Source organism: Aestuariicoccus sp. MJ-SS9 (genome assembly GCF_032586235.1).
In the GTDB taxonomy this organism is placed as follows: domain Bacteria; phylum Pseudomonadota; class Alphaproteobacteria; order Rhodobacterales; family Rhodobacteraceae; genus Aestuariicoccus.
Window position 1 is genome coordinate 25827 of sequence record NZ_JAWHTD010000028.1, and the last position, 21230, is coordinate 47056.

The 21230-nt window shown below is 65.6% G+C and carries 24 protein-coding genes and 1 tRNA gene; 17 read left to right on the plus strand and 8 right to left on the minus strand.

Features of this window, described 5'->3' with window-relative positions; translation table 11 throughout:
• Positions 1 to 56: 56 nt before the first annotated feature.
• From RXV88_RS16450 to RXV88_RS16460, 3 genes are all read left to right on the plus strand, one after another.
• The gene (locus RXV88_RS16450; protein WP_316294581.1) at positions 57 to 1001 is read left to right on the plus strand and encodes a J domain-containing protein; all 945 of its coding nucleotides are present in this window, start codon (positions 57 to 59) and stop codon (positions 999 to 1001) included.
• Entirely contained in the window at positions 998 to 1327 is a 330-nt protein-coding gene (locus RXV88_RS16455; RefSeq protein ID WP_316294582.1) for a chaperone modulator CbpM, read from the plus strand. The genes RXV88_RS16450 and RXV88_RS16455 overlap by 4 nt, the downstream gene beginning before the upstream one ends.
• Before the next feature lie 227 nt (positions 1328 to 1554).
• Positions 1555 to 1839 carry an META domain-containing protein gene (locus RXV88_RS16460; protein WP_316294583.1) on the plus strand — a complete coding sequence of 95 codons (285 nt, stop codon included), beginning with the start codon at positions 1555 to 1557 and terminating at the stop codon, positions 1837 to 1839.
• A gap of 58 nt (positions 1840 to 1897) precedes the next feature.
• Here RXV88_RS16460 and RXV88_RS16465 read toward each other — a convergent pair whose 3' ends face one another.
• Positions 1898 to 2470, minus strand: coding sequence for an alpha/beta-hydrolase family protein (locus tag RXV88_RS16465; RefSeq protein ID WP_316294584.1), 573 nt, complete (start codon positions 2468 to 2470; stop codon positions 1898 to 1900).
• Here RXV88_RS16465 and RXV88_RS16470 point away from each other — a divergent pair.
• The 3 genes from RXV88_RS16470 to RXV88_RS16480 are packed head-to-tail and all read left to right on the plus strand — an operon-like array spanning position 2464 to position 5100.
• Positions 2464 to 2946: a DUF3489 domain-containing protein gene (locus tag RXV88_RS16470; protein ID WP_316294585.1), complete on the plus strand. Its 483-nt coding sequence runs from the start codon at positions 2464 to 2466 to the stop codon at positions 2944 to 2946. The two genes, RXV88_RS16465 and RXV88_RS16470, sit on opposite strands and share 7 nt — an antisense overlap.
• Before the next feature lie 58 nt (positions 2947 to 3004).
• Entirely contained in the window at positions 3005 to 3418 is a 414-nt protein-coding gene (locus RXV88_RS16475) for a DUF2924 domain-containing protein (protein ID WP_316294618.1), read from the plus strand.
• Entirely contained in the window at positions 3415 to 5100 is a 1686-nt protein-coding gene (locus tag RXV88_RS16480) for a recombinase family protein (protein ID WP_316294586.1), read from the plus strand. The genes RXV88_RS16475 and RXV88_RS16480 overlap by 4 nt, the downstream gene beginning before the upstream one ends.
• Before the next feature lie 188 nt (positions 5101 to 5288).
• Here RXV88_RS16480 and RXV88_RS16485 read toward each other — a convergent pair.
• Positions 5289 to 5372: transfer RNA gene (locus RXV88_RS16485), tRNA-Tyr, on the minus strand.
• Between the two features lie 130 nt (positions 5373 to 5502).
• On the opposite strand from RXV88_RS16485, the gene RXV88_RS16490 reads away from it, so the two are divergent.
• The 5 genes from RXV88_RS16490 (at position 5503) to nusB (ending at position 9032) form a co-directional block, all read left to right on the plus strand.
• Positions 5503 to 6282 carry an RNA methyltransferase gene (locus RXV88_RS16490; RefSeq protein WP_316294587.1) on the plus strand — a complete coding sequence of 260 codons (780 nt, stop codon included), beginning with the start codon at positions 5503 to 5505 and terminating at the stop codon, positions 6280 to 6282.
• A 121-nt stretch (positions 6283 to 6403) separates the two neighbouring features.
• Positions 6404 to 6733, plus strand: a complete 330-nt coding sequence (locus RXV88_RS16495) for a hypothetical protein (protein ID WP_316294588.1) — start codon at positions 6404 to 6406, stop codon at positions 6731 to 6733.
• 150 nt (positions 6734 to 6883) lie between these two features.
• On the plus strand, positions 6884 to 8011 hold the full coding sequence (gene ribB / locus RXV88_RS16500; protein WP_316294589.1) for a 3,4-dihydroxy-2-butanone-4-phosphate synthase: 1128 nt from the start codon (positions 6884 to 6886) through the stop codon (positions 8009 to 8011).
• Positions 8011 to 8562, plus strand: a complete 552-nt coding sequence (locus RXV88_RS16505) for a 6,7-dimethyl-8-ribityllumazine synthase (RefSeq protein WP_316294590.1) — start codon at positions 8011 to 8013, stop codon at positions 8560 to 8562. Before ribB ends, RXV88_RS16505 begins: the two co-directional genes overlap by 1 nt.
• Entirely contained in the window at positions 8559 to 9032 is a 474-nt protein-coding gene (nusB, locus tag RXV88_RS16510) for a transcription antitermination factor NusB (protein ID WP_316294591.1), read from the plus strand. The genes RXV88_RS16505 and nusB overlap by 4 nt, the downstream gene beginning before the upstream one ends.
• Before the next feature lie 114 nt (positions 9033 to 9146).
• Here nusB and RXV88_RS16515 read toward each other — a convergent pair whose 3' ends face one another.
• Together RXV88_RS16515 and RXV88_RS16520 are read right to left on the minus strand one after the other, a co-directional pair.
• Positions 9147 to 9881, minus strand: a complete 735-nt coding sequence (locus RXV88_RS16515) for a glutamine amidotransferase (RefSeq protein ID WP_316294592.1) — start codon at positions 9879 to 9881, stop codon at positions 9147 to 9149.
• Between the two features lie 9 nt (positions 9882 to 9890).
• Positions 9891 to 11765: a monovalent cation:proton antiporter-2 (CPA2) family protein gene (locus tag RXV88_RS16520; RefSeq protein ID WP_316294593.1), complete on the minus strand. Its 1875-nt coding sequence runs from the start codon at positions 11763 to 11765 to the stop codon at positions 9891 to 9893.
• 142 nt (positions 11766 to 11907) lie between these two features.
• Between RXV88_RS16520 and RXV88_RS16525 the strand changes: the two genes are divergently transcribed.
• Complete coding sequence (locus RXV88_RS16525; protein ID WP_316294594.1) at positions 11908 to 12555, plus strand: hypothetical protein; 648 nt, start codon at positions 11908 to 11910, stop codon at positions 12553 to 12555.
• On the opposite strand, the gene RXV88_RS16530 is transcribed toward RXV88_RS16525, so the two are convergent.
• On the minus strand, positions 12543 to 13001 hold the full coding sequence (locus RXV88_RS16530) for an Lrp/AsnC family transcriptional regulator (protein ID WP_316294595.1): 459 nt from the start codon (positions 12999 to 13001) through the stop codon (positions 12543 to 12545). The two genes, RXV88_RS16525 and RXV88_RS16530, sit on opposite strands and share 13 nt — an antisense overlap.
• A 143-nt stretch (positions 13002 to 13144) precedes the next feature.
• Between RXV88_RS16530 and hppD the strand changes: the two genes are divergently transcribed.
• Positions 13145 to 14242 carry a 4-hydroxyphenylpyruvate dioxygenase gene (hppD, locus tag RXV88_RS16535; RefSeq protein ID WP_316294596.1) on the plus strand — a complete coding sequence of 366 codons (1098 nt, stop codon included), beginning with the start codon at positions 13145 to 13147 and terminating at the stop codon, positions 14240 to 14242.
• Positions 14243 to 14345: 103 nt separating this feature from the next.
• Positions 14346 to 15005 (plus strand): hypothetical protein, encoded by a 660-nt coding sequence (locus RXV88_RS16540; protein ID WP_316294597.1) that lies wholly within the window; start codon positions 14346 to 14348, stop codon positions 15003 to 15005.
• Positions 15006 to 15030: 25 nt separating this feature from the next.
• Here RXV88_RS16540 and RXV88_RS16545 read toward each other — a convergent pair whose 3' ends face one another.
• Positions 15031 to 17628 carry a hypothetical protein gene (locus RXV88_RS16545; protein WP_316294598.1) on the minus strand — a complete coding sequence of 866 codons (2598 nt, stop codon included), beginning with the start codon at positions 17626 to 17628 and terminating at the stop codon, positions 15031 to 15033.
• Between the two features lie 154 nt (positions 17629 to 17782).
• Here RXV88_RS16545 and RXV88_RS16550 point away from each other — a divergent pair, with 154 nt between their 5' ends.
• The gene (locus tag RXV88_RS16550) at positions 17783 to 18472 is read left to right on the plus strand and encodes an SIMPL domain-containing protein (protein ID WP_316294599.1); all 690 of its coding nucleotides are present in this window, start codon (positions 17783 to 17785) and stop codon (positions 18470 to 18472) included.
• A 69-nt stretch (positions 18473 to 18541) separates the two neighbouring features.
• On the opposite strand, the gene RXV88_RS16555 is transcribed toward RXV88_RS16550, so the two are convergent.
• Positions 18542 to 19831: an O-acetylhomoserine aminocarboxypropyltransferase/cysteine synthase family protein gene (locus RXV88_RS16555; RefSeq protein WP_316294600.1), complete on the minus strand. Its 1290-nt coding sequence runs from the start codon at positions 19829 to 19831 to the stop codon at positions 18542 to 18544.
• Between the two features lie 210 nt (positions 19832 to 20041).
• Between RXV88_RS16555 and RXV88_RS16560 the strand changes: the two genes are divergently transcribed.
• Complete coding sequence (locus RXV88_RS16560) at positions 20042 to 20608, plus strand: hypothetical protein (protein ID WP_316294601.1); 567 nt, start codon at positions 20042 to 20044, stop codon at positions 20606 to 20608.
• A 155-nt stretch (positions 20609 to 20763) separates the two neighbouring features.
• Entirely contained in the window at positions 20764 to 21045 is a 282-nt protein-coding gene (locus RXV88_RS16565) for a hypothetical protein (RefSeq protein ID WP_316294602.1), read from the plus strand.
• Here RXV88_RS16565 and RXV88_RS16570 read toward each other — a convergent pair.
• Positions 21042 to 21188 carry a hypothetical protein gene (locus tag RXV88_RS16570; protein ID WP_316294603.1) on the minus strand — a complete coding sequence of 49 codons (147 nt, stop codon included), beginning with the start codon at positions 21186 to 21188 and terminating at the stop codon, positions 21042 to 21044. The two genes, RXV88_RS16565 and RXV88_RS16570, sit on opposite strands and share 4 nt — an antisense overlap.
• Positions 21189 to 21230 lie beyond the last annotated feature (42 nt).

Sequence of the window (21230 nt, forward strand, 5' to 3'; positions counted from 1 at the left end):
GGCCACCTGCGCGCGTGTCGCCCGGCCTTGAGCTGGTTGTCCAATGGGAGGCCCCGATGCCCGACGATCCATATGAGGTGCTTGGCCTGACCAAGGCCGCATTGGCCGACGACATCAAGAAGGCGTATCGGAAACTGGTGCGGACAAGCCATCCTGACTTGCATCCCGACGATGCCGGGGCCGAGGCACGGTTCAAGGCGATCTCTGCTGCCTATGAGATCCTGAAAGATCCCGAGACCCGCGCCCGATATGATGCGGGAGAGATCGACGGGCTCGGCGCAGAGCGCCCGCAGCGGCAGTATTATCGCGATTTTGCAGACGCGTCGGACAACGCCTACCAGCAAACGCGCGGGTTCGGGCAGAATGCCGATCCGGCGGACATCTTCGCGGAGATCCTGCGTAACCGTGCGCGGTCGTCCGGTGGCGACTTTTCTGACCGTGGGTTTTCAGCCCATGGCCCGGATGTGCGCTATACGCTTGAGGTGCCGTTTCTGGATGCTGCACGAGGTGCCGAGACCCGTATCACGCTGCCGGATGGCCAGAGCCTCGCTGTCAAGATCCCAAGGGGCACCGAGGACGGCCAGACGCTCCGGTTGCGCGGAAAAGGCGCGCCCGGCTTCGGTGGTGGTCCGGCAGGGGATGCGCTCGTCACCATTCTGGTGCGGCCCCACCCGGTGTTCCGTCGTGACGGCGACGACATTCTCCTGACGCTCCCGATCACCATCGACGAGGCTGTTCTCGGCGGCAAGGTCACGGCACCGACCATCGACGGCCCCGTAGGTCTCACCATTCCCCCGGGGACAAGCTCGGGCCAGGTTCTGCGTCTGCGGGCGCGCGGGGTCGCACGGGCAGGGCGCCAGACAAAGGGCGACCAGCGGGTCGAGCTGAAGATCGTCGCGCCGCCTGACGTGGACGTTGGACTGCGCGAGTTCCTTGCGGAATGGCGCAAGACCCATGCCTACGACCCGCGCGGCGATCTGATGAAAGGGGCCGGGACATGACAGACCGCTATTCCGAAGACGACGTCGTTGCCATCGTGACGCGGCTGACCCGCTGCCAGCTTGTCACCTTCATCGAATGTGATTTCGTCAGGCCAGAGCGCGAAGCGGGCGCGTATGTCTTTCGCCGCATCGATCTCGCGCGGCTGGAGCTTTTGTGCGATCTGTCCCAAGATCTCGATCTGGATGAGACCGGCCTGGGCATCGTGATCTCGCTCATCGACCAATTGCACACCGCACGGCAGGAACTCGCGACCATGGCACGCGCGATAGGCGCGCTGCCGGCCGATCTGCAGGCCCGGATCATAGCGGAAATGAAAAAGTCTTGAGCGCAATTCGAACGTGACCCACGAGGGGTGCGCGTACGTCCGACAAAACGTACCGCCGGATCCCGACGCCCACGTTGGCATGCGGGTCACGCAGCGCCTGCCCCATCAAAGAACAATGATTTTTCTTGTCGCATAGTCGTCGCAACGTTTTTGCTAGCAACTGTATCTCTCATGCGGCCTGTGGTGACCATTTCTGACGCGATTTGCAGAGCGCGTTTGCGATGGTAATGAGTTTTCTGGCGACGGCAGTGATCGACGACGCGATGAATGGCTCAGCTTTTGGAGGGTGCAATCGGTTTCGAGGACAGGTGCAGCCATCCGGCCTCGGGCTTGCCTTTCCCGAGAACATGGCCGGGACCATGATGGCCCGCCCCGATGAGATCGAGGCGCAGGAGCGGCGTTTCCTCGACGCGCTCGCGCAGGTTTCGGATTACGTGCGCTATGGTGCGGGCATTGTGATGGAGGATTTCGACGGGCGTGCCGTCTTGCATTTTTTCGAGACCCCCGAGTGACAGGGTGGCCGTCTCGAAGCATCGCGTGAGTCGGCCACCTGCGCCATGACGCTCCCGGTCACCGCTGACCGGTGGTGCAACCGAGTTGGTAGCCGACGTTGCAATGCGCCTTGAGCCGCTGCGTATCTTCGGGGGTCCAATCCGGGGGCGCGGTGACCTGAACCCAAGGCCCTATATAGTCCTCCGCGAAGTAGGCATGGCCGTGGCCGGGCGGCGCGCCAAAGGACAGGGCCATTTCGAGCGCCAGCTGGAACTGCGTCACGACGGGCATGAAGATGAAGTGCTCTGTCATGTCCTCGGCCGGCGGATCCCGCATCCAGGGCGGCGCCCGCCAGAGCGACCGGGGGTCATAGAATACGACCGGGTCGCTTGAATATTGCAGGAAGACGATGCGCATGTTTCCCCAGTCCGCCGCGGCCTCGGACGCATCTGCCGTGTGGGATGCATACCCGTCCGGGCTCGACATGGCTACTCTTTCAGAAACCACTGGACTTCCTGCGCAACGGAAGTGGTAGTCGCAGGCAGGCAAGCCGCGACGCGCGGCAATTCTCGGCCCGGAGCACCCGGGCCTTCGGTCAGTGCCAGGCGACGCATCGGGCGACGCCGAGGATGGAGAGACCGAAGATGACAAAGCTCACGAAACTTCAGACGGCCCTGATCGAACAGGCGACGAAGCGCGCGGATGGTGCTCTGCTGCCTGTGTCGGAGATGGCCTGCGTGACGGACGCGGCGCTGACCCGCGCCATGGATGGCCTCGTGCAAAAGGGATTTGCGACGCGGATCGAGATGCCCGACGCCGATGATAGAGAGGGGCCCGCTTTCTTCTTGACCCAGATCGGGCGGAATGTCGCCGCGAACGAGGGCAGAGACGTGACTTGCGGCAAAAAGATCCCATCGGCCGACGAGCCCAAACGACCGAGCGGCAAGCTTGGCGCGGTTCTGAAGGCAATCGGCCGTAAGCGCGGCGCGACCCTCGCCGAACTCACTGAGGCAACGGGCTGGCAACCCCACACCACGCGGTCTGCGCTTACACGGCTCCGCCAGAGGGGCTTCCGCGCCGAATTGACCGAGGAGGGCGGGCGCAAGGCTTACCGGCTCCAGGGCTGATCCGGTGCGCGTGAAGAAGAGTGGGAGCCGGAGTCCCGGCGTCGATCTCAATGAGCTTGTGGCGCTCAGCGCACGCGATCTGAAGCAACTTTGGGAAGCGCGGCGGGGCAGCCCGCCGCCGGCGACACTTACGGCTCGGGTGCTGCGCGTGGCGCTTGCTTGGGACGTTCAGGCGGAGTCGCAGGGCGGTGAGGTGAGCGCGGTCCGGCGACAGTGGCAGGCTGTGATGCAGCGACGCGCAGAGGGTGCAGGCGCGGAGGAGGCGGTGAGCGGGCTGGCCGCGCCATCCACCTCTGTGGGCACACGGCTCCTGAAGACCTGGGGCGGGGAAACGCATGAGGTGATCGTTCGGGAAGACGGTGTCGTCTGGAACGGCCATACCTATACTTCGCTCTCCGCTGTGGCCCGTGCGATGACCGGGACGCCCCGAAATGGCCCCAGGTTCTTCGGGCTACGCGAGGACACATTATGATCCGGCAGCGCTGCGCCATCTATACCCGGAAGTCGACTGAGGAGGGGCTCGACCAGAGCTTCAATACGCTCGATGCCCAACGCGAGGCCTGTGCCGCCTACATTCTGAGCCAGCGGCACGAGGGCTGGTTGGAGCTCTCCGATGCCTACGACGACGGTGGCTTTTCGGGCGGGTCCATGGAGCGGCCGGGCCTCCAGCGTCTGGTTGCGGACATCCGGGCCGGGCGTATCGACGTGGTCGTGGTCTACAAGGTCGATCGGCTGACGCGTGCGCTGGCAGACTTCGCGAAGCTCGTCGAGATCTTCGACGGGGCAGGGGTCTCCTTCGTGTCGGTAACCCAGGCCTTCAATACCACCACGTCGATGGGGCGGCTGACGCTCAACGTGCTCCTTTCCTTCGCGCAGTTCGAACGGGAGGTCACGGCAGAGCGGATCCGTGACAAGGTGGCGGCCCCGAAGAAGAAGGGCATGTGGATGGGCGGGGCTGTGCCCATGGGCTACGACGCAAAGGACAAGGCGCTGGTCATCAAAGACACGGAAGCCGAAGCGGTCCGGACGATCTTCCGGGAGTACCTGACGCTCGGATCGGTGCCCGCCCTGCGAAAGCGCCTTTCCACACTCGGCATCGTCAGCAAGTGCCGGACGGACCGGCACGGCCGGGAGACTGGCGGCTGCGCCTTCTCCACGGGGGCCCTCTATCATCTGCTCCGGAACCCGGTCTATGCAGGCAAGGTGAGACACGGGGATGTGCTGCACGAAGGTCAGCACTCGCCGATCGTCGACTGGGCTTCCTGGCAACAGGTGCAGGACCTCCTCGACCGCAATGGCGGTGGCCCGATCTCGGGGCGACGCAAAGCGGCGGCACGGTGGCTCGATGGGCGACTCTTCGATCCGAAAGGCAGGCCGATGCGGACGACCTATGCCACGCGCGCCGTCCGCGCAGGCTCGGTTCGCCAGTCGAAGCGCTACTGGTACTACGTTTCGAAGGCTGATGCCGCAGACGAACGAGCGAAGGACCGTCTTCCCGCTGCCCCACTCGAAACCATCGTGCACGATGCTATACTTGATCAGCTGTCCGACCGGGCCTGGATTGCCAACTCGCTCTCCGCTGCAAATGTCGGTTCCGAGGTGCTCGGCCCGGCCCTCGCGCGAGCGCAGTCTATCGCAGCGCAAGGCAGCAAACGCGCCAGAGATGACGGAGAAACATCGATTGAAGCCTTCGCCCAGCGGATCGATGTGAGCGAAGGAAAGCTGCAGATCACGCTCGACCTCGCGCCGCTGCTCGAAGATGAACCCGAGCGGGCGATCCTGGCGCCCCCCGTCACCATTCCCATGTCGCTCCGGCGGCAGGGTCGCAACCGGAGCATCGTCCTCCATGCAGAGACCGGCGCGCCGCGCCGCGATGCGGACCTGATCGCGCTTGTCGCAGATGCGCGACGCTGGATGGCAGATCTCCTCGAAGGACGGGCTTCCTCGGTCGCCGAGATCACCCAACGCGAAAAAGTACGACCCGGTACTGTCAGTCGCATCCTGCCGCTCGCCTGGCTTGCCCCAGACATTGCTAAGGCAATCCTGGAAGGGCGCCAGCCCTCAGATCTCCCGGCCAGGCACCTGCGTGAAATCTCCCATCTCCCGTTGGATTGGGAAGATCAACGCCGGATTCTCGGCTTCCCTGGGGTCTGAAACGCAGCGCCTTCCGGGCCAAGATATCACGCGGAATCCGCCCCCAGAGACATTCACCAGGTTGTCGGCGAATTGCCCGGATAGAGAGACGATACCGGCACCCTCGACAGCCTCAATTCCCTGCAGGGCGCTGAAATATCAAGACATTATCTTGCGCGCAAATATCAGATTGTTCTCTGAGGTGAGAATGGTGGGCGACCTAGGAATCGAACCTAGCGTGCGTCTCCGCGAGGGAGTTACAGTCCCCTGCCACACCTTGCGGCCTGTCGCCCACTTTCACGCCGCGAAACCCGACGTGAGCGGGTGATTACCGCTGACCCCGGGTTGCGTCAACCGGAAAATCCCTTGCAGGCCGCGGGACGCGGTGCCAAGGATCGGAGCCTGACAAAGAAGGGCCGGACGATGGTGAAAAAACCGAAATGGGTGGTGGCGAAAGAGCAGGCGAAAAAGGCCTCTGCCGCCGAAACGGTGTGGCTCTTCGGGCTACATGCTGTGCGCGACGCGCTGCAGAATCCGGCCCGCGACAAGCTCCGTCTGATCCTGACGCCCAACGCGGCGGCCAAGCTGGCCGATGCGGTGGCCGGGGCGGGGATGGAGCCCGAGATCGTCGATCCGCGCAAGTTCAGCGCGCCGCTCGATCCGCAATCGGTGCACCAGGGGGCGGCGCTCGAGGTCCGGCCGCTGAACTGGGGGCGGCTGGAGGACGTGGCGCTGGGCGACGGCGCCCGCCCGCCGCGGGTGGTGCTGCTGGACCGGGTCACCGATCCGCATAACGTTGGCGCGATCCTGCGCTCGGCCGAGGTGTTCGGCGCGCTGGCGGTTGTGGGCACGCTGCACCATTCCGCGCCCGAAACCGGGGCGCTGGCCAAGACCGCAAGCGGCGCGCTGGAGCGCCAGCCCTACCTGCGCGAGCGCAATCTGGCTGACGCGATGGAGCGGCTGCGCGCCATGGGCTATCTGCTGCTGGGTCTGGACGGCGAGGCCGAGCAGACCATCGAGGCCGCGCTGGAGGGCAGGCGCGACCGGGCCGTGGCGCTGGTGCTGGGGGCCGAAGGGCCGGGCCTGCGGCAAAAGACGCGCGAGACCTGCGACGCGCTGGTGCGGATCGACTTCGCAGGCGGGTTCGGGTCGCTGAACGTGTCGAACGCGGCGGCGGTGGCGCTTTACGCGGCTCGGGGCTGAGTGCGGCGCATATCGCGGTCGGTGCCTGACGTGAATCGGATCGGAGCCAGCGTCGGCGCGTGCCCCTTGTCCCGGCCCGCCAGCCGCCCGATATGGTAGAGCGGACCAAAGAGGAGGCCCCATGCCCCATGCGACGAAGATTGCCACTTGCAGCTATTGCGGCGCGCGCGCGGCACTGGTGCTGAAGGGGCAAGTGCGGCACGAGCTGGCCTGCGCCTCCTGCGGCGCGCCGCTGCACGACATGAAGATGCTGCGCGCCGATGCGGTCGATCCTGATGCGGCCATTCACCGGCCCGCGCGACCGCGGCGCGAGGTCCACGCAACGCCGCTGCCGGCCTGGGAAAAGGAACGCCGCAAGGATCCCCGGAAGGTGAAGAAGAAAAAGCGCAAGAGCCTTGCGAAACGGTTCTTCGAAGAGGCCTTCGACGCGATCGAGGACATCTTCGACTGAGCCGCGACTGACCCGAGGAAAGGCCGCAAGGGCTTGACGAGGGGCCGCTCCTCCGCCCTTGCGGGCGTCCTCGATTGGAACGACCCAAGGTTCCGCTTTCCAAGACACGCCCCTTTCTGTATCCCGCGCCCAAGAGATGACGGAGGCCCCATGGTCGATTACGAAACCCCCGGTCCTGTGGAGGACGATTGGCGCGATGCGATCTCGTCGGTGGAAGAGATCATCGAGGACGCCCGCAACGGGCGCATGTTCATCCTGATCGACCACGAGGATCGCGAGAACGAAGGCGATCTGGTGATCCCCGCGCAATGGGCCACGCCCGATGCGATCAATTTCATGGCGATGTACGGGCGCGGTCTGATCTGTCTGGCCATGACGTCGGACCGGATCGCGCAGCTTGGTCTGACGCTGATGTCGACCAACAATTCCTCGCGCCACGAGACCGCCTTTACCACGTCGATCGAGGCGCGCGAAGGTGTCACCACCGGCATCAGCGCCGCGGATCGTGCGCGCACGGTCGCGGTGGCCATCGACGCCTCAAAGGGCGCGCAGGACATCGCCACGCCTGGCCATGTCTTTCCGCTGCGCGCGCGCGACGGCGGCGTTCTGGTCCGCGCCGGCCATACCGAGGCGGCGGTGGATGTCAGCCGGCTGGCCGGCCTCAACCCCGCGGGTGTGATCTGCGAGATCATGAACGACGACGGAACCATGTCGCGGCTGCCCGAGCTGGTGGCCTTCGCACAGCGCCATGGGCTCAAGATCGGCACGATCAGCGACCTGATCGCCTACCGGCGGCGCAACGATAACCTGGTGCGGGTGCGCAAGCATGAGACCATCGTCAGCGAATTCGGCGGCGAGTGGGACATGCGTATTTATACCGACGAGACCCATGGCGACGAGCATATCGTGCTGACCAAGGGCGATCTGGAAGGCGACGAACCGGTGCTGGTGCGGATGCATGCGATGGACCCGATGCTGGACGTGGTGGGCACCGGCCCCCAAGGCCGGGCGCATGAGTTCCACAACGCGATGGAGGCCGTCGCGCGCGAAGGGCGCGGCGTGGTCGTGTTGCTGCGCGACACTTCGATGAAGCTGGATGTCCACGACGATGTCAGCCCCAAGACGCTGCGCCAATATGGCCTTGGCGCGCAGATTCTGTCGTCGCTGGGTCTGTCGAAACTGGTGCTGCTGACGAATTCGCCCACGCCCAAGGTCGTGGGGCTAGAGGCCTATGGCCTCGAGATCGTGGGCACGCGCAAAATCTCGGAGCTTGGATAATGGCCGCCAACGAACAGCACTACACCCTGCCGCGTCCCGCGTTCGACAAACCTGTGAAGCTCTTGATCGTGGTGGCGCCCTATTATCGTGACATCGCCGACGACCTGCTGGCCGGAGCCCGGGCCGAGATCGAGGCGGCGGGAGGCACGCATGACACGGTAGAGGTTCCCGGCGCTTTGGAGGTTCCAACCGCCATCGGCATCGCTGAACGGCTGAGCAATTTCGACGGCTACGTCGCGCTGGGCTGCATCATACGGGGCGAGACCACGCATTACGATACCGTGTGCAACGACAGCTCGCGCGGGCTGACGCTGCTGGGGCTGCAGGGGCTGTGCATCGGCAACGGGATCCTGACGGTCGAGAACCGCGGCCAGGCCGAAGTGCGCGCCGATCCCCAGGGCCAGAACAAGGGCGGCGGTGCGGCGGCGGCGGCCTTGCATCTGATCGCGCTCGGCCGTAAGTGGGGCGGCCAGTCCAAGGGGGTGGGCTTTAAGCCAGCCCGGGACGAGTACCAGATCGCAGGCGACACAAAAGGCCCGACCACCGCATGACCGCCCTCTCCGGCAATCAGAAACGCAAGATGAAATCCGCCTCGCGGCTCTATGCCGTGCAGGCGCTTTTCCAGATGGAGCATTCGGGCCAGGCCGCGGATGCGGTGCGGCGCGAATTCCTCGACTTCCGCTTCGGGGCGGAGGTGGGCGAGGGCGAAGAGATGATCGACGGCGACATCGAGCTTTTCGCGCGTCTGCTCGACGAGGCGGTGAACTGGCAGGCCAAGATCGACCAGATGACCGACCGGGCGCTGGTGGCGAAATGGCCGATCACGCGGATCGATCCGACGCTGCGGGCGCTCTTCCGCGCGGCCGGGGCTGAGATGCTGACGCAGGACACGCCGCCGCGCGTGGTGATCAGCGAATATCTCGATGTCGCGCGGGCGTTCTTCCCGGACGGGAAAGAGCCGAAATTCGTCAACGCGGTGCTGGATCACATGGCGCGCGAGGCCAAGCCCGAGGCGTTCTGAGCAATTGCCCGGCCCGGCGTGAACCGATCGGCAGCGGGGGCCAGCCCCCGCACCCCCGGGATATTTTCGACCAGATGAAGAGGGGCGGGGCGCCGCGTATGGGCGCTGCGCGGTTCAGCCGTATCTGGCGACGAAGTTGCGCAGGATGCGTTCGGGCCAGAGGATGTCGGCGGCGTGCACCTTTTCGGTGAGGGCCGCGGCCTCGTCGGGCGGAAAATAGCCGCGGTCCTTGTAGATTTCGATCCGCGTTGCGAAGACCTCGGCATCCGCTTCGGGATGGAATTGCGTGGCATAGACGTTCTTGCCGTGGCGGATCATCTGGTAGGGGCAGGGCGCGCTTTGCAGCAGGTGGACGCTTCCCTCGGGCAGATGCTGGACCGCTTCCTTGTGGCCGACGAGGGCGTCGAAACTGTGCGGCAGCCCGGCGAGCAGCGGGTCGCTTGACCCCTCGGGCGTCACCTCGCAGGTCACCGCGCCGACGGGTTCGCCATAGGCGGCCTTGCTGACCGTGGCGCCCAGGTGATGGCCGAGAATGCCGATCCCGTAGCAGCAGCCGAGAAAGGGCAGATCCTGCGCGGTGATCGCGGGCATCAGCGACAGGCAGGCGGTCTCGATCCGGGCCTCCAAGGGCGATTTCTGCTCGGGCGGGTCGCTGACGCATCCCGGGCCGCCGCCGACGATTACGCCGGCGTAGTCGGCAGGGTCGAGGCCCGCGGGCAGGTCCTCGCAATCCAGACGGATGCGGTGGGTGCGCGCGGCATCGAGCCCGGATTTTTCCAGGATGGCGGTGTATTCATTGTCGCTGGCCGCGGTTTCGGGGCGCAGCTGCAGGATCAGAAAACGGCTCATGCAGGCGGTTTAGGCTGCGTCGGACTTGTTGTCGAGCACCGACAGCAGCGCCGTTTCCAGCTCTTTCTCGAGCTCCTGGGCGCGGGCGATATAGGCGGCGTTCTCGGAGGCGGGGATGTTGGGATCCCAGAGCTTGGCCAGTTCGCGCACCGTCATGCGGTCGTGGTGGAAGAAGGTCGTCTCGGCCTCGGCGGCCTCGAATTCGGTCAGGCCGATGTTTTCGAGCACGTAGCGCCCCGCGCGCAGCGACGAGTCGAAGGTTTCGCGCACGATGTCGTCCGCCCCGGCCTGGTAAAGCCGGTAGACATGGGTCCGGTCGCGCGCCCGGGCGACGATGTGGATGTCCGGGCGCAGACGGCGGGCATAGGTGGTGAGCGTCACTGCGGCCTCGGGGTCGTCCAGCGCCACCACCAGCACCTTGGCGGTGTCGAGCCCCGCGGCATGCAGCAGTTCGGGGCGGGTCGGATCGCCGAAGAAGCCCTTGAACCCGAAGCGCCGCATAAGCTCGATCGTCTTTATGTCGTGGTCCAGCACCACGGTGGGAAAGCCGGTGGATTGCACCAGCCGGTTCACGATCTGCCCGAAGCGCCCGATCCCGGCGATGATGATCTGGCCCTGTTCGTCGATCTCGTCGGGCTGGGCGTCGTGGGCGCTTTCCTCCATCCGGCGCGACATCCAGTCGTAGAGGATGAAGAGCAGCGGCGTGATCAGCATCGAAAGCGCTACGACCAGCAGCAGCGTCTGCCCCAGCCGCGACGTCAGCACACCGGTCTGAAGCGAAAACGAGATCAGCACAAAGCCGAATTCCCCGGCCTGCGCGAGGCCGAGCGTAAAGAGCCACTGGTTGCGCCGCCGCAGCCCGAAAAGCCATCCCAATGCGTAGAGGATCGTGCCCTTGAGCACGATCACCCCAAGCGCCAGCCCCAGGATCGTGATCGGATCGCGGAAGAAGGCGGCAAAGTCGATGCCCGCGCCCACGGTGATGAAGAAAAGCCCCAAGAGCAGGCCCTTGAAGGGTTCGATGTCGGATTCCAGCTCGTGCCGGAATTCCGAGTTGGCCAGCACCACCCCCGCAAGGAAGGTGCCAAGCGCCGGCGACAGCCCCACCAGCATCATCAGAAACGCGATGCCCAGCACGATCAGCAGCGCCAGCGCGGTATACATCTCGCGCAGGCGGGCGGCGTGGATGAAGCGGAAGAGCGGGCGCGCGCCATAGACCCCGGCCACGATGATCAGCGCGATCACCCCCAGCGTGACCAGCGCCACACCCCAGCCGGGCAGGCCTTCGACCAGCGACATGGAGTGGTGACCCGCGTCGGCATGGGCTTCGGTCGCGCGTTTGATGGACCCGTCGGGGCCCAGCGTGGCCGTGGGAACCACGGCCAGCAGCGGCAGGACGATCAGCATCGGGATCACTGCGATGTCCTGCGTCAGCAGCACCGAAAAGGTCGACCGCCCGCCGCCGGTCTGCATCAGCCCCTTTTCGCTCAGCGTTTGCAGCACGATGGCGGTCGAGGACAGGGCAAAGATCATGCCCACGGCCAGCGCGGGCTGCCATTGCAGCCCCAGCGCGATGCCCGCGCCCATTACTGCCAGCATGGTCACGCTGATCTGCAGCCCTCCGAGCCCGATCAGCCGGTGCCGCATGTTCCAAAGCGCGCGGGGCTCCAGCTCGAGCCCGATGAGAAAGAGCATCATCACCACGCCGAATTCCGCGAAATGCTGTAAATCTGCGGTCGCGGCCACGAGCCCCAGCATCGGGCCGATCACGATCCCGGCCAGCAGGTAGCCCAGCACCGATCCCAGCCCCAGCCGTGCCGCGATCGGCACAGCGATCACGGCAGCCAGCAGGTAGATCGACGCCTGAAACAGAAAGCTTTCCATGAAATCGCCCGCGCTTTTGACATGCCCTGCCCCATGATGTGGCGGCGAGGGGGGAAAGGGCAACAGGCAACGGGGAATACGGATGAAATTTCGCGCAAAAGGCGTATGATCGGGCAAATCTTCTCTTGACCCCGAGGTTGAAATGACCCGTTTTGCCGCTGCTCTTCTCTTGGTCCTGATCGGCCTGGGCGGGCCGGGGCAGGCACAATCGACCGCGGATGTCGCGGCCATGGCCCGCGCGCCGGACCGTTTCGCCATCTGCGCCGAGCCGTCGCGCTGGCGCACCAGCGCCGATTACCTGCAGAGCACCGCGCGCTGCGCCTATGGCGCCTCGGAAGACCCCGAGGATCTCAGGCGCGTGTCGCTGATCGAGGACATCTATATAAAAAGCTGGTCCTTCGCGATCCTCAACAAGGTGGCGTTCTGGCTGTCGATCGTGCTGGCCGTGCTGGTGCTGATCTGGCCTTCGCTGGTCGCGCTTTTCGCGCCGCCCGATGCGGACAAGGGGGAAGAGCCCGCCACACCGAAACCGCGCAAAACGCTGCTGCAACGCGCGGTGGCGGCATCCAGCGTGCAAACTTCGATCACGGCGCTGGCGGCGCTCTCTTTTGCGTTCTACGCCCATTACAAGAGCAATCAGATGCAGTCGGAAAACCTGATGCGCGAGGTGCTTTACGCCGAAACCCTGGACGCGGCGCTGATCGACAGGGTGATCGCGACGATGCAAGAGATGGACGCGGGGTTCGGCTTTGCCACGCTGAAATCGCTGCAGTCCGATCAGAGCGGGTAGGGCGCGTCAGGCTTGGTCTGGTCCATGACGATCTGGCTTTGCACCCGGGCCACGGTGGGATGGGCCAGCAGAACCTCGTGGATCAGCAGGTTAAGCTCGGGCAGATCGGCGCAATAGACGCGCAGCAGGTAATCGGCCTCGCCGGTCATGGTCCAGGCGCTGGTGACCTCGGGACGGGTGCGCAGCAGCCGGGCAAAGGCGCGGCCTTCGTCCGCGCCGTGGCGGGCCAGTTGCACCTGGATGAAGGCCTGCACCTTGAGACCAAGCGCCGAAGGGTCCAGCCGGGCGGAATAGCCCAGGATCAGCCCCGCCTCTTCCAGCCGCTGCCGCCGCCGCCCGGCCTGACTGGCCGAAAGGTTCAACTCGGCCCCCAGTTCCTGCGCGGTGGCCTGCCCGTCGCGTTGCACGGCGCGCAGCAGGGCGAGATCGGTTTCATCCAGGGTCATGCGCAATCTCCGCGTTTTAATGCAATATAGCGAGCAAAATGCGCATATCTAAGGTGAATTGTCAAAAATTCGCGCCCATTCCGCATCGGTGACCGGATACATTTTCCGAAACGAGTGAATCAGTCAATCTTAGGAGGTCCGACATGGGTCCGTTTCCGCACGACGCGCCGCAATCCACCATCACCGCCGAAAACCCCGCCGGCACCGACGGCTTCGAGTTCGTGGAATTCGCCCATCCAGACCCGCAGGAACTGCGCGATCTCTTTACCCGTATGGGGTACGAGCATGTTGCCAACCACAAAACCAAGGCCATCGAGCTTTGGCAGCAGGGTGACATCACCTATGTGCTGAACGCCGAGCCCGGCAGCTTTGCCGCGCGCTTTGTCGAAGAGCACGGCCCCTGCGCGCCGTCCATGGCCTGGCGCGTGGCCGATGCGCAGCATGCTTTCGAGCACGCGGTCAAGAATGGCGCCGAACCCTATGAGGGCGCGGACAAGACCGTCGACTGGCCCGCGATCAAGGGGATCGGCGGCAGCCTGATCTACTTCACCGACCAGTATTACGACACCTCGCCCTACAACACCGAATTTCAGTGGATCGCCCAGTCCAAGCCGCGCGGCGTGGGCTTCTATTACCTCGACCACCTGACCCACAACGTGTTCAAGGGCAACATGGACACCTGGTTCAATTTCTACGGCAAGCTCTTCAATTTCCGTGAAATCCGGTTCTTCGACATCGAGGGCAAGTTCACCGGACTGTTCAGCCGCGCGCTGACCTCGCCCTGCGGCCGCATCCGCATCCCGATCAACGAGGACCGTGGCGAGACGGGCCAGATCGTGGCCTACCTCAAGAAGTACAAGGGCGAGGGCATCCAGCACATCGCCGTGGGCGCGCGCGACATCTACGATGCCACCGATGCCATCGCGGACAACGGTCTGAAATTCATGCCGGGCCCGCCGGACGCCTATTACGACCTGTCCAAGACCCGCGTGCAGGACCACGAAGAACCCATCGACCGGATGAAGAAGCACGGCATCCTGATCGACGGCGAAGGCGTCGTGGACGGGGGCGAGACGCGGATCCTCTTGCAGATCTTCTCGAAGACCGTGATCGGGCCGATCTTTTTCGAATTCATCCAGCGCAAGGGGGATGACGGTTTCGGCGAGGGCAACTTCAAGGCGCTCTTCGAATCCATCGAACAGGAGCAGATCGACAACGGCGAGCTGACCGCCGCCGAATGATCCTCTGCGCCGCCGGTGGGGAAAACCACCATTGGCGGCGCGATCTTCTTCTGGTTGAATGGGCGCGTTTTCAAGACCGCCTTTTCAAACAAGGAGATTTGCCATGCCCCTCGTGGACTGGATCAAGAACGTTCATCATCAGCAGGATGTCTGGACCAAGAACCGCTTCAGCGGCGCGCCGCTGGTCACCCATGCGGTGTCGAAATCCTTCAAGGGCGAAAAACGCAACGATCTGATCCGGACCGTTTGCGAGTCGCCCGAAAAATGCGCCCATGTCCATTTCCCCGGTTCGTTCGACTGCAAGAGCCTCGAGCTGCACCGCTGCGACAGCGAATTCAGCCGCAAGCATCTGAGCGGCGCGCTGAAGGCGGGTTTTGAGGCCACGTTCGGCCAGGTGGACGACGCGCCCTTCGCGCAGAAGGACGGCAAGTTCATCGAGGACCGGGGCTTTTTCTTCGGCAATTTCGATATCGAGGATGACCGGGGCAACAAGATCGCCGACGGTGTGATCGACGGGATGGTCAACGTCGGGATCGTGCGCGAGCCTCTGCGCGAGCCCGCCGAGGAATGCCATCACGTGGGCCGCTGGTACGGCCGCATCCATGCCGATGTCCACCTGCCGGAGGAAGAGCGCGCCCTGCTCGTGGGAATGCTGGCCTTCGATGTGGACTACAACCTGACCCCCAGCGCGCTGGGGATCGCCTTTGTCGGTACGCTTGAGGGGATGCTGATCCGCGAATGCAGAAAGGGCGGCCGAGGCTGACAGCGGCCATAGGGCCCCGGGGGCGTCAGCCCTTGGGCATCTTGAGCACGACGTTGCGCCCGCCCTTGGAATAGCGCAGCTCGGCCTCGCCGATGGCGGTCACGCGGCCGCCGTCGATCCGGTCGCCCACCTCGACCTTCTGGTAGCGACCGTTGGCCAGCCGCACCAGGGCGCGGCGGCTCGAGGCCGTGCCATAGACCCCGATCAGGTTCAGGCGGCGCAGGTTGATCGCGTTGCGCACCGTGGCCTCGCGCGTGACGCTGGCCGACGAGGGGATGCTGGGGGCGACCGTGCGCGGGGCCACCGCTGCGACCTGCGTGGGCTCGGGCGGGCTGGTCTCGGCCTCTTGCACGATGGCGGCAAAGTTGCGCGGACGCGAGATCGGCGTGCGTGACCGGTCGACGGCGCGTTCGGTGGCCGTGGTGTCTTCTTCGGCGGCCTGTTTGACCGTCTCGGGCCGCAGGCGCGGACGCATGGCAGAAAGCTCGGACCGCGAGATGCCACCAAGCGTCGCGCGTTCGTTCTGTTCGATCAGGTTTTCGGGGCGCAGGTTCGGACGCACGAGGCTCAGCGCTGTCTGCACCAGGTCGGGCGTATCGACCGCTCCGGCGTCCTCCGGCAGGCGCGCGTCATCGGGGCGCGCCGGCGGCACGGCGGGCGGGCGGCCCGAGAAGATCCGCACCCCGTCGGGGTTGAGCGCGCCTTCGGGCGTGGCCCGCACCAGCCCGCGCTCGTCCAGATCGAAGGTCACGCCGGGCCCCAGCGGCGGGCGCGGGGCCTCGATCGGGGTATCGTTGCGCTGCAGTTGCGGCGCGGGCAGGGCGACCGCGTCGAACTGCTCGACCCGGCGGTCGATCGAGGCCACGTAGAGGTCGTCGACCTCGGTCTGAAGGGGCTCGAGCGGGGCGGTTGGCGCGCGCTGCCAGATGCCGGTCGCCGCATAGGTGGTTTCGGCCTCTTCCGCGGTCAGGGCGCGGGGGCGTTCCACCTGCGACAGCGCCTCGGGCGCGGTGGCGACGGTATCGGTGTCAGCGGCCATGTCGGTGTCGGCGTCGAGCGCGGCAAGCTCGACATCGGCGGCGGCCTCGTCGACGACCGGCACCTCTTCGACGGTTGGCAGTTCGGCAACCGCAACGGGTCGGTCGGATTTGAAGAACCGCGCAAGCCCATTGTCGAGAAAGACCGAAGCCCAGGCCGCCACCCCTGCCAGCACCAGCAATAGCACGGCCGTCAGGATCAGCCCCAGATAGCGCGGCTTGCCGCCGACCTGCGTGGCGTCGCGCGCGCCGAAGACGGTCATGCGGCGGCGTTCGTCCTGCGCCGCGGCGTCGGGCGTTGCAGGCTTTGGCTTAATCGGGGCAGGGCCCGGTGCCGGTTCGGCGGCTTTGGGGCGGGCGGTCTTTTTGGCGACCGGCGGTGGCGCTTTGGCGGGCTTCGGTTCAGTCCCTGCCTTGTCGGCTTTGTCGGCCTTGTCCGCGCGCCGGCGGCTGAAGAACCCGCCCTTGCCTTCGGTCTCGGGGGCCTGCACCGCGGGGGCGGTCACGCCGACCCCGGCCGCGGCCTTTTCAGGGCTCTGCGCCAAGGGCGTGATCCGTGCGCCGGTGTCGCGCGGCGGGGCTGCGGTCGCGCCGCCCAGTTTCGGGGTCTCCGCCGTGGGGGGCGCCGGTTCGTCGCGCGACGCGCGGACGCTGGCAAAGGCCGTGGCCGGTGCGGCCTCATGCGAGGGCGGGACGCGCAGAACTTCAGCTTCGGCCGCCGGTTCCGGTGCGGTATTTGGCTCTGGCGCGTCCTTGCCCTTGGGCTTGGCGTCCGCGGCTTCGGTTTTCGCCGACTCCTCGACCCTCTGCGGTTCAGGCGCGGGTTCGGGTTCCGGCGGTTCGGAGGGTTCCTCAACTGCGCCCGTCTCCGCGGGTTCCTCCGGGGCCGGTTCCGGTTCGGCACTGGCCTCTGGCGCCGGCTCCTCGGCAGCGCCGGGGGCGTCTTTCTCGACCGCGGCGTCGGGCTCCGCCCGGGTTGCCTTATCCTCGACCGGCTCTTCAGCGGCTTCGACGGTCTCATGCGTGTCCGCGGCATCCTCCACCACCGGTTCGGCCTCGTCGGCGGGTTCGTCCACGATCACCATTCCCAGAGGATCGCGCTCGGGCTCGGCCCCGGTCCAATCCGCCGCTGCGCCGAAAATCACCTCTGTCGGGAAGTTCCCTTCGACCGGGCGGGCGACATGCGCGGCGGGCACAAAGCCGTGGCCCTTGGCGAATTCCTCGGCCTCGTCCAGCGTTTCGCGCGCCACCGCCGCCACGAAAAGCCTGCCGCCCGCCACGGTCCAGTCGATCGCCAGATCGTCCACCGCATAGGGCGTGGCCCCATCGAGCGCGGTGCGGGCCGCGTCGGCGCGCGCGGCGTCGTCGCCGCCGGGATCGGCCAGATCGAGATAGCGGATCTGTTCGTTCGGGATGACGAGGCGCACCGCGCCGTCGCCTGCGACCTGTGCGCGCATCGCGTCCAGCGCGCCGTCGAGGTCGGGCGCATCCAGCGCCACGTCGGCCAGACGAACCCAGCCCCGCGCACGACGTTCCAACAGGCCAATGCCTTCGAAAGACAGGGAAAGTGCGTGCGTTGGTGTCATGCGGCGGTCTTTAGCATTCATCCTTGGGGGATGGGAGTCGTAACCCCATTCGCACCATTCTAAGGCAGGTCTTTGCCAAGGCAAAGAAAAGACAGGTTGTCTGGCCGCCCGCCGCAGGCGACACTGGGCCAAGCCGTCGCGAAAGGAGAAACCCATGCCGCGTATCGTTCTATTGCTCGTTTGGATTCTGTCCGCCGGGGCGCTTTACGCGCAGGAACCCGCGCAGCCCACCCTGACCGTCACCGGCGAAGGGCAGGCAGCGGCGGTGCCCGATATGGCGACCATCACCCTGGGGGTGACGGCGCAGAGCGAAAATGCCGCCGAGGCGATGGACCAGACCTCGGAGGCGGTGGCGGCGATCCTCGAGCGTCTGGACGGGCTTGGCCTGCAGCCGCGCGACATCCAGACCTCGGACGTGTCGCTGAACCCGATCTGGTCGCGGCGCATGAACAACGACACCCCGCCCCGGATCGAGGGGTTCGAGGCGTCGAACCGCCTGAGGCTGCGCGTGCGCGATCTGGAAAAGCTTGGGGTGATATTAGAGGCCGCGCTGGAAGATGGCGCGAACCGTCTGGGCGGGCTCAGCTTCGGTCTGCGCGATCCAGACCCCGTGATGGACGAGGCGCGCGCGGCTGCCGTCGCCGATGCGCAGCGTCGTGCGCGTGTCTATGCGCAGGCCGCAGGGGTGACACTGGGCCCGGTGCTGCGGATCCACGAAGGCGGCGAGTTTTTCCCGGTCGAGGCGCCGATGATGGAGATGGCCCGCGCCGCGGACGTGCCCATAGCGACGGGCGAGACATCGCTGACCGCGCGGGTCACCATGGTCTTTGCACTGGAGCAATAGGCGCGCGTTAAAGAAAAAGCGGCCGCAGGGTGATATGCCCGGCGGCCGCCCAAAGCGTGGTCCGGCGGGTCAGCCGGCGGCGTTCAGCGCCTGATCGAGATCGGCGATCAGATCGTCCGCATCCTCGATCCCGATGGAAATCCGCACCACGTTCGGCGCGGCCCCGGCGGCGACCTGCTGTTCCTGCGTCAGCTGCCGGTGGGTGGTCGAGGCCGAATGGATCACGAGGCTGCGGGTGTCGCCGAGGTTGGCCACGTGGCTGAAGATCTCGAGCGTATCGACGAATTTGACGCAGGCCTCATAGCCGCCCTTCAGCGCTACGGTGAAAAGCCCGCCCGCGCCGTTGGGGCAGATCCGCGCCACCCGGTCGTTATAGGGCGAGGACGGCAGCCCGGCATAGGTCACCTGCTCGACCGCCGGGTGGTTTTCCAGCCAGCTGGCGACGCGCATGGCGTTCTCGACATGGCGCTGCATGCGCAGCGATAGCGTCTCGATCCCCATCAGGGTGTAATGCGCCGCCTGCGGGTTCAGCGTCATGCCCAGATCGCGAAGGCCGACGGCGATACCGTGGAAGGTGAAGGCCAGCGGGCCGAAGGTCTCGTGGAATTTCAGGCCGTGATAGGCCGGTTCGGGTTCCGACAGCGACGGGAACTTGTCGGACGCGGACCAGTCGAACTTGCCCGAGTCGACGACGACGCCGCCGGTGACCGTGCCGTTGCCGGTCAGGTACTTGGTCATCGAATGCACCACCAGAGTGGCGCCATGCTCGATCGGGCGGCAGAGGTAGGGCGTGGCGCTGGTGTTATCGACGATCAGCGGCAGGCCCGCCTTGTCCGCCACCGCCGCCATCGCGTCGAGATCGGTGATATAGCCGCCCGGGTTGGCGATGGATTCGCAGAACACCGCGCGGGTGTCGTCGTCGATGGCCGCGGCGATGGCGTCGAGATCATCGAAATCGACAAAGGTCGCCGACCAGCCGAAGCGCTTGATGGTCTGGCTGAACTGGGTGACCGACCCGCCGTAAAGCCGGGTCGAGACCACCACGTTCTTGCCCGGCGACATCAGCGGGAAAAGCGCCATGATCTGCGCCGCGTGGCCCGACGAACAGCACACCGCGCCGACACCGCCCTCGAGCGTGGCGACGCGTTCCTGCAGCGCGGCCACCGTGGGGTTGGTCAGGCGCGAATAGATATAGCCCACCTCTTGCAGATTGAAGAGCGCCGCGGCGTGCTCGGCGTCGCGGAACACATAGGCCGTGGTCTGGTAGATCGGCACTTGCCGCGCGCCGGTCGCCGGATCGGGGCGCGCGCCGGCGTGGATTTGCAGCGTGTCGAAGCCGTAGGTGGGGCCGTCGGTCATGGGGTTTGTCCTCCTGATGGGGTGTTTGGCCAGAGTCGTAGGCGAAAGCTGGCCGGCTCACAACGGATCATCTGCGTGCAAGCCGTTTCATCCCGGCACGGCTGAATGGCGTCCGGGCCACACTGGGCGCAGCATACTTGTAAAGTATGTTGACGGACGCGGCGCCTCAGCATAATCGTAAAGTATGTTGAGGCAGAAAGGACCATGAGCATGGCCACCACCGACCCCAAGACCGCCGCCCCGGACACCGACGCGGGCAAGACCAAATCCAAACGCGCCGTTCGGCTGGCCAAGGCCACGAACGTTGCCTTCAGCCTGGAACCCGAGGTGCGCGCGCGCTTCTCGCAAGAGGCGAAGGACCAGGGCATGGAGCTGGGCCATTACCTGCAGAAGGTGCTGGAAAACCACCTGCTGGACAGCGCGCCCGAGGACGATCCGCTGGCCGAACGCATCCGCGCCAAGCGCGCGGTGATCGACCATGTGGTCAACCTGGCGCAGGAACTCGACGGGAAGGGCAAGTTCGACGAGCATTTCGTCGTGACCGTGATGAAAGAGGCCGCCAAGGACGACACCTTCATGGGGCTCTATCACATCGCCATCGGCGGCGAGGGCAAGGCCGCAGCGCGGGCGCAGAAGCCGCTGAACCAGCAATTGGGCCGGCTGATCCGCAAATCCGTCGGCGCGCGCGGTCTGCGCACCGATGCCGGCCGCGTCGCCCGCGCGCAGGTATCGGGCGAGATCATCTCGTCCTACACGTTGCTGACGAAAACGTCCTGACAGGCACTGACCCCCGCGCCGTCGAATGGCGCGGGGGTTCCAGAAATTTGCCATAGTCGTCGGGTGTGAGGTTTCACGCCAAGGCCTCTTTGCCGGATCAGATCTGGGCAATCTTTCTGAAACGCTTGTAACAGGCGGCGGAAATCCTCGCCGTTGTGCTGCTTTTTGTGGGTGTCGCGCTCGTCTGCCATGGTCTGACCGTCGGCATCACCTATCGTAAGGTGCCCGTCGTCAGCGTGACGCAGGTGCCGGGGAAGGATATGTTGGAACGGCTTGTGGTGGTCGATCTGGGCCACAGGCTCTGGCCGATCCGAACCGACGACCGTTTGCTGCGCGTGCGTGCGGGCGGGACGGTGTGCCCGATGTCGCGCCGGATTTTGTTGCGTCGCTGGCAAAGCCGCAGTCTGGCGTTGCCGGGCGATTACCGCAACCGCTAGGCCGGGCGCGTCAGCGTTTCCACGCACAGCACCGTTGGAAGGTGGCGCGCGATCTCGTGCCAGTTGTCGCCCTCGTCGTCGCTGGCGAAGACCGACCCGGAATTGGTACCGAAATAAAGCGCGGCGTTTTCGTCGACGCACATGGCCTGACGCAACACGGTGAAAAAGCAGTTTTCCTGCGGCAG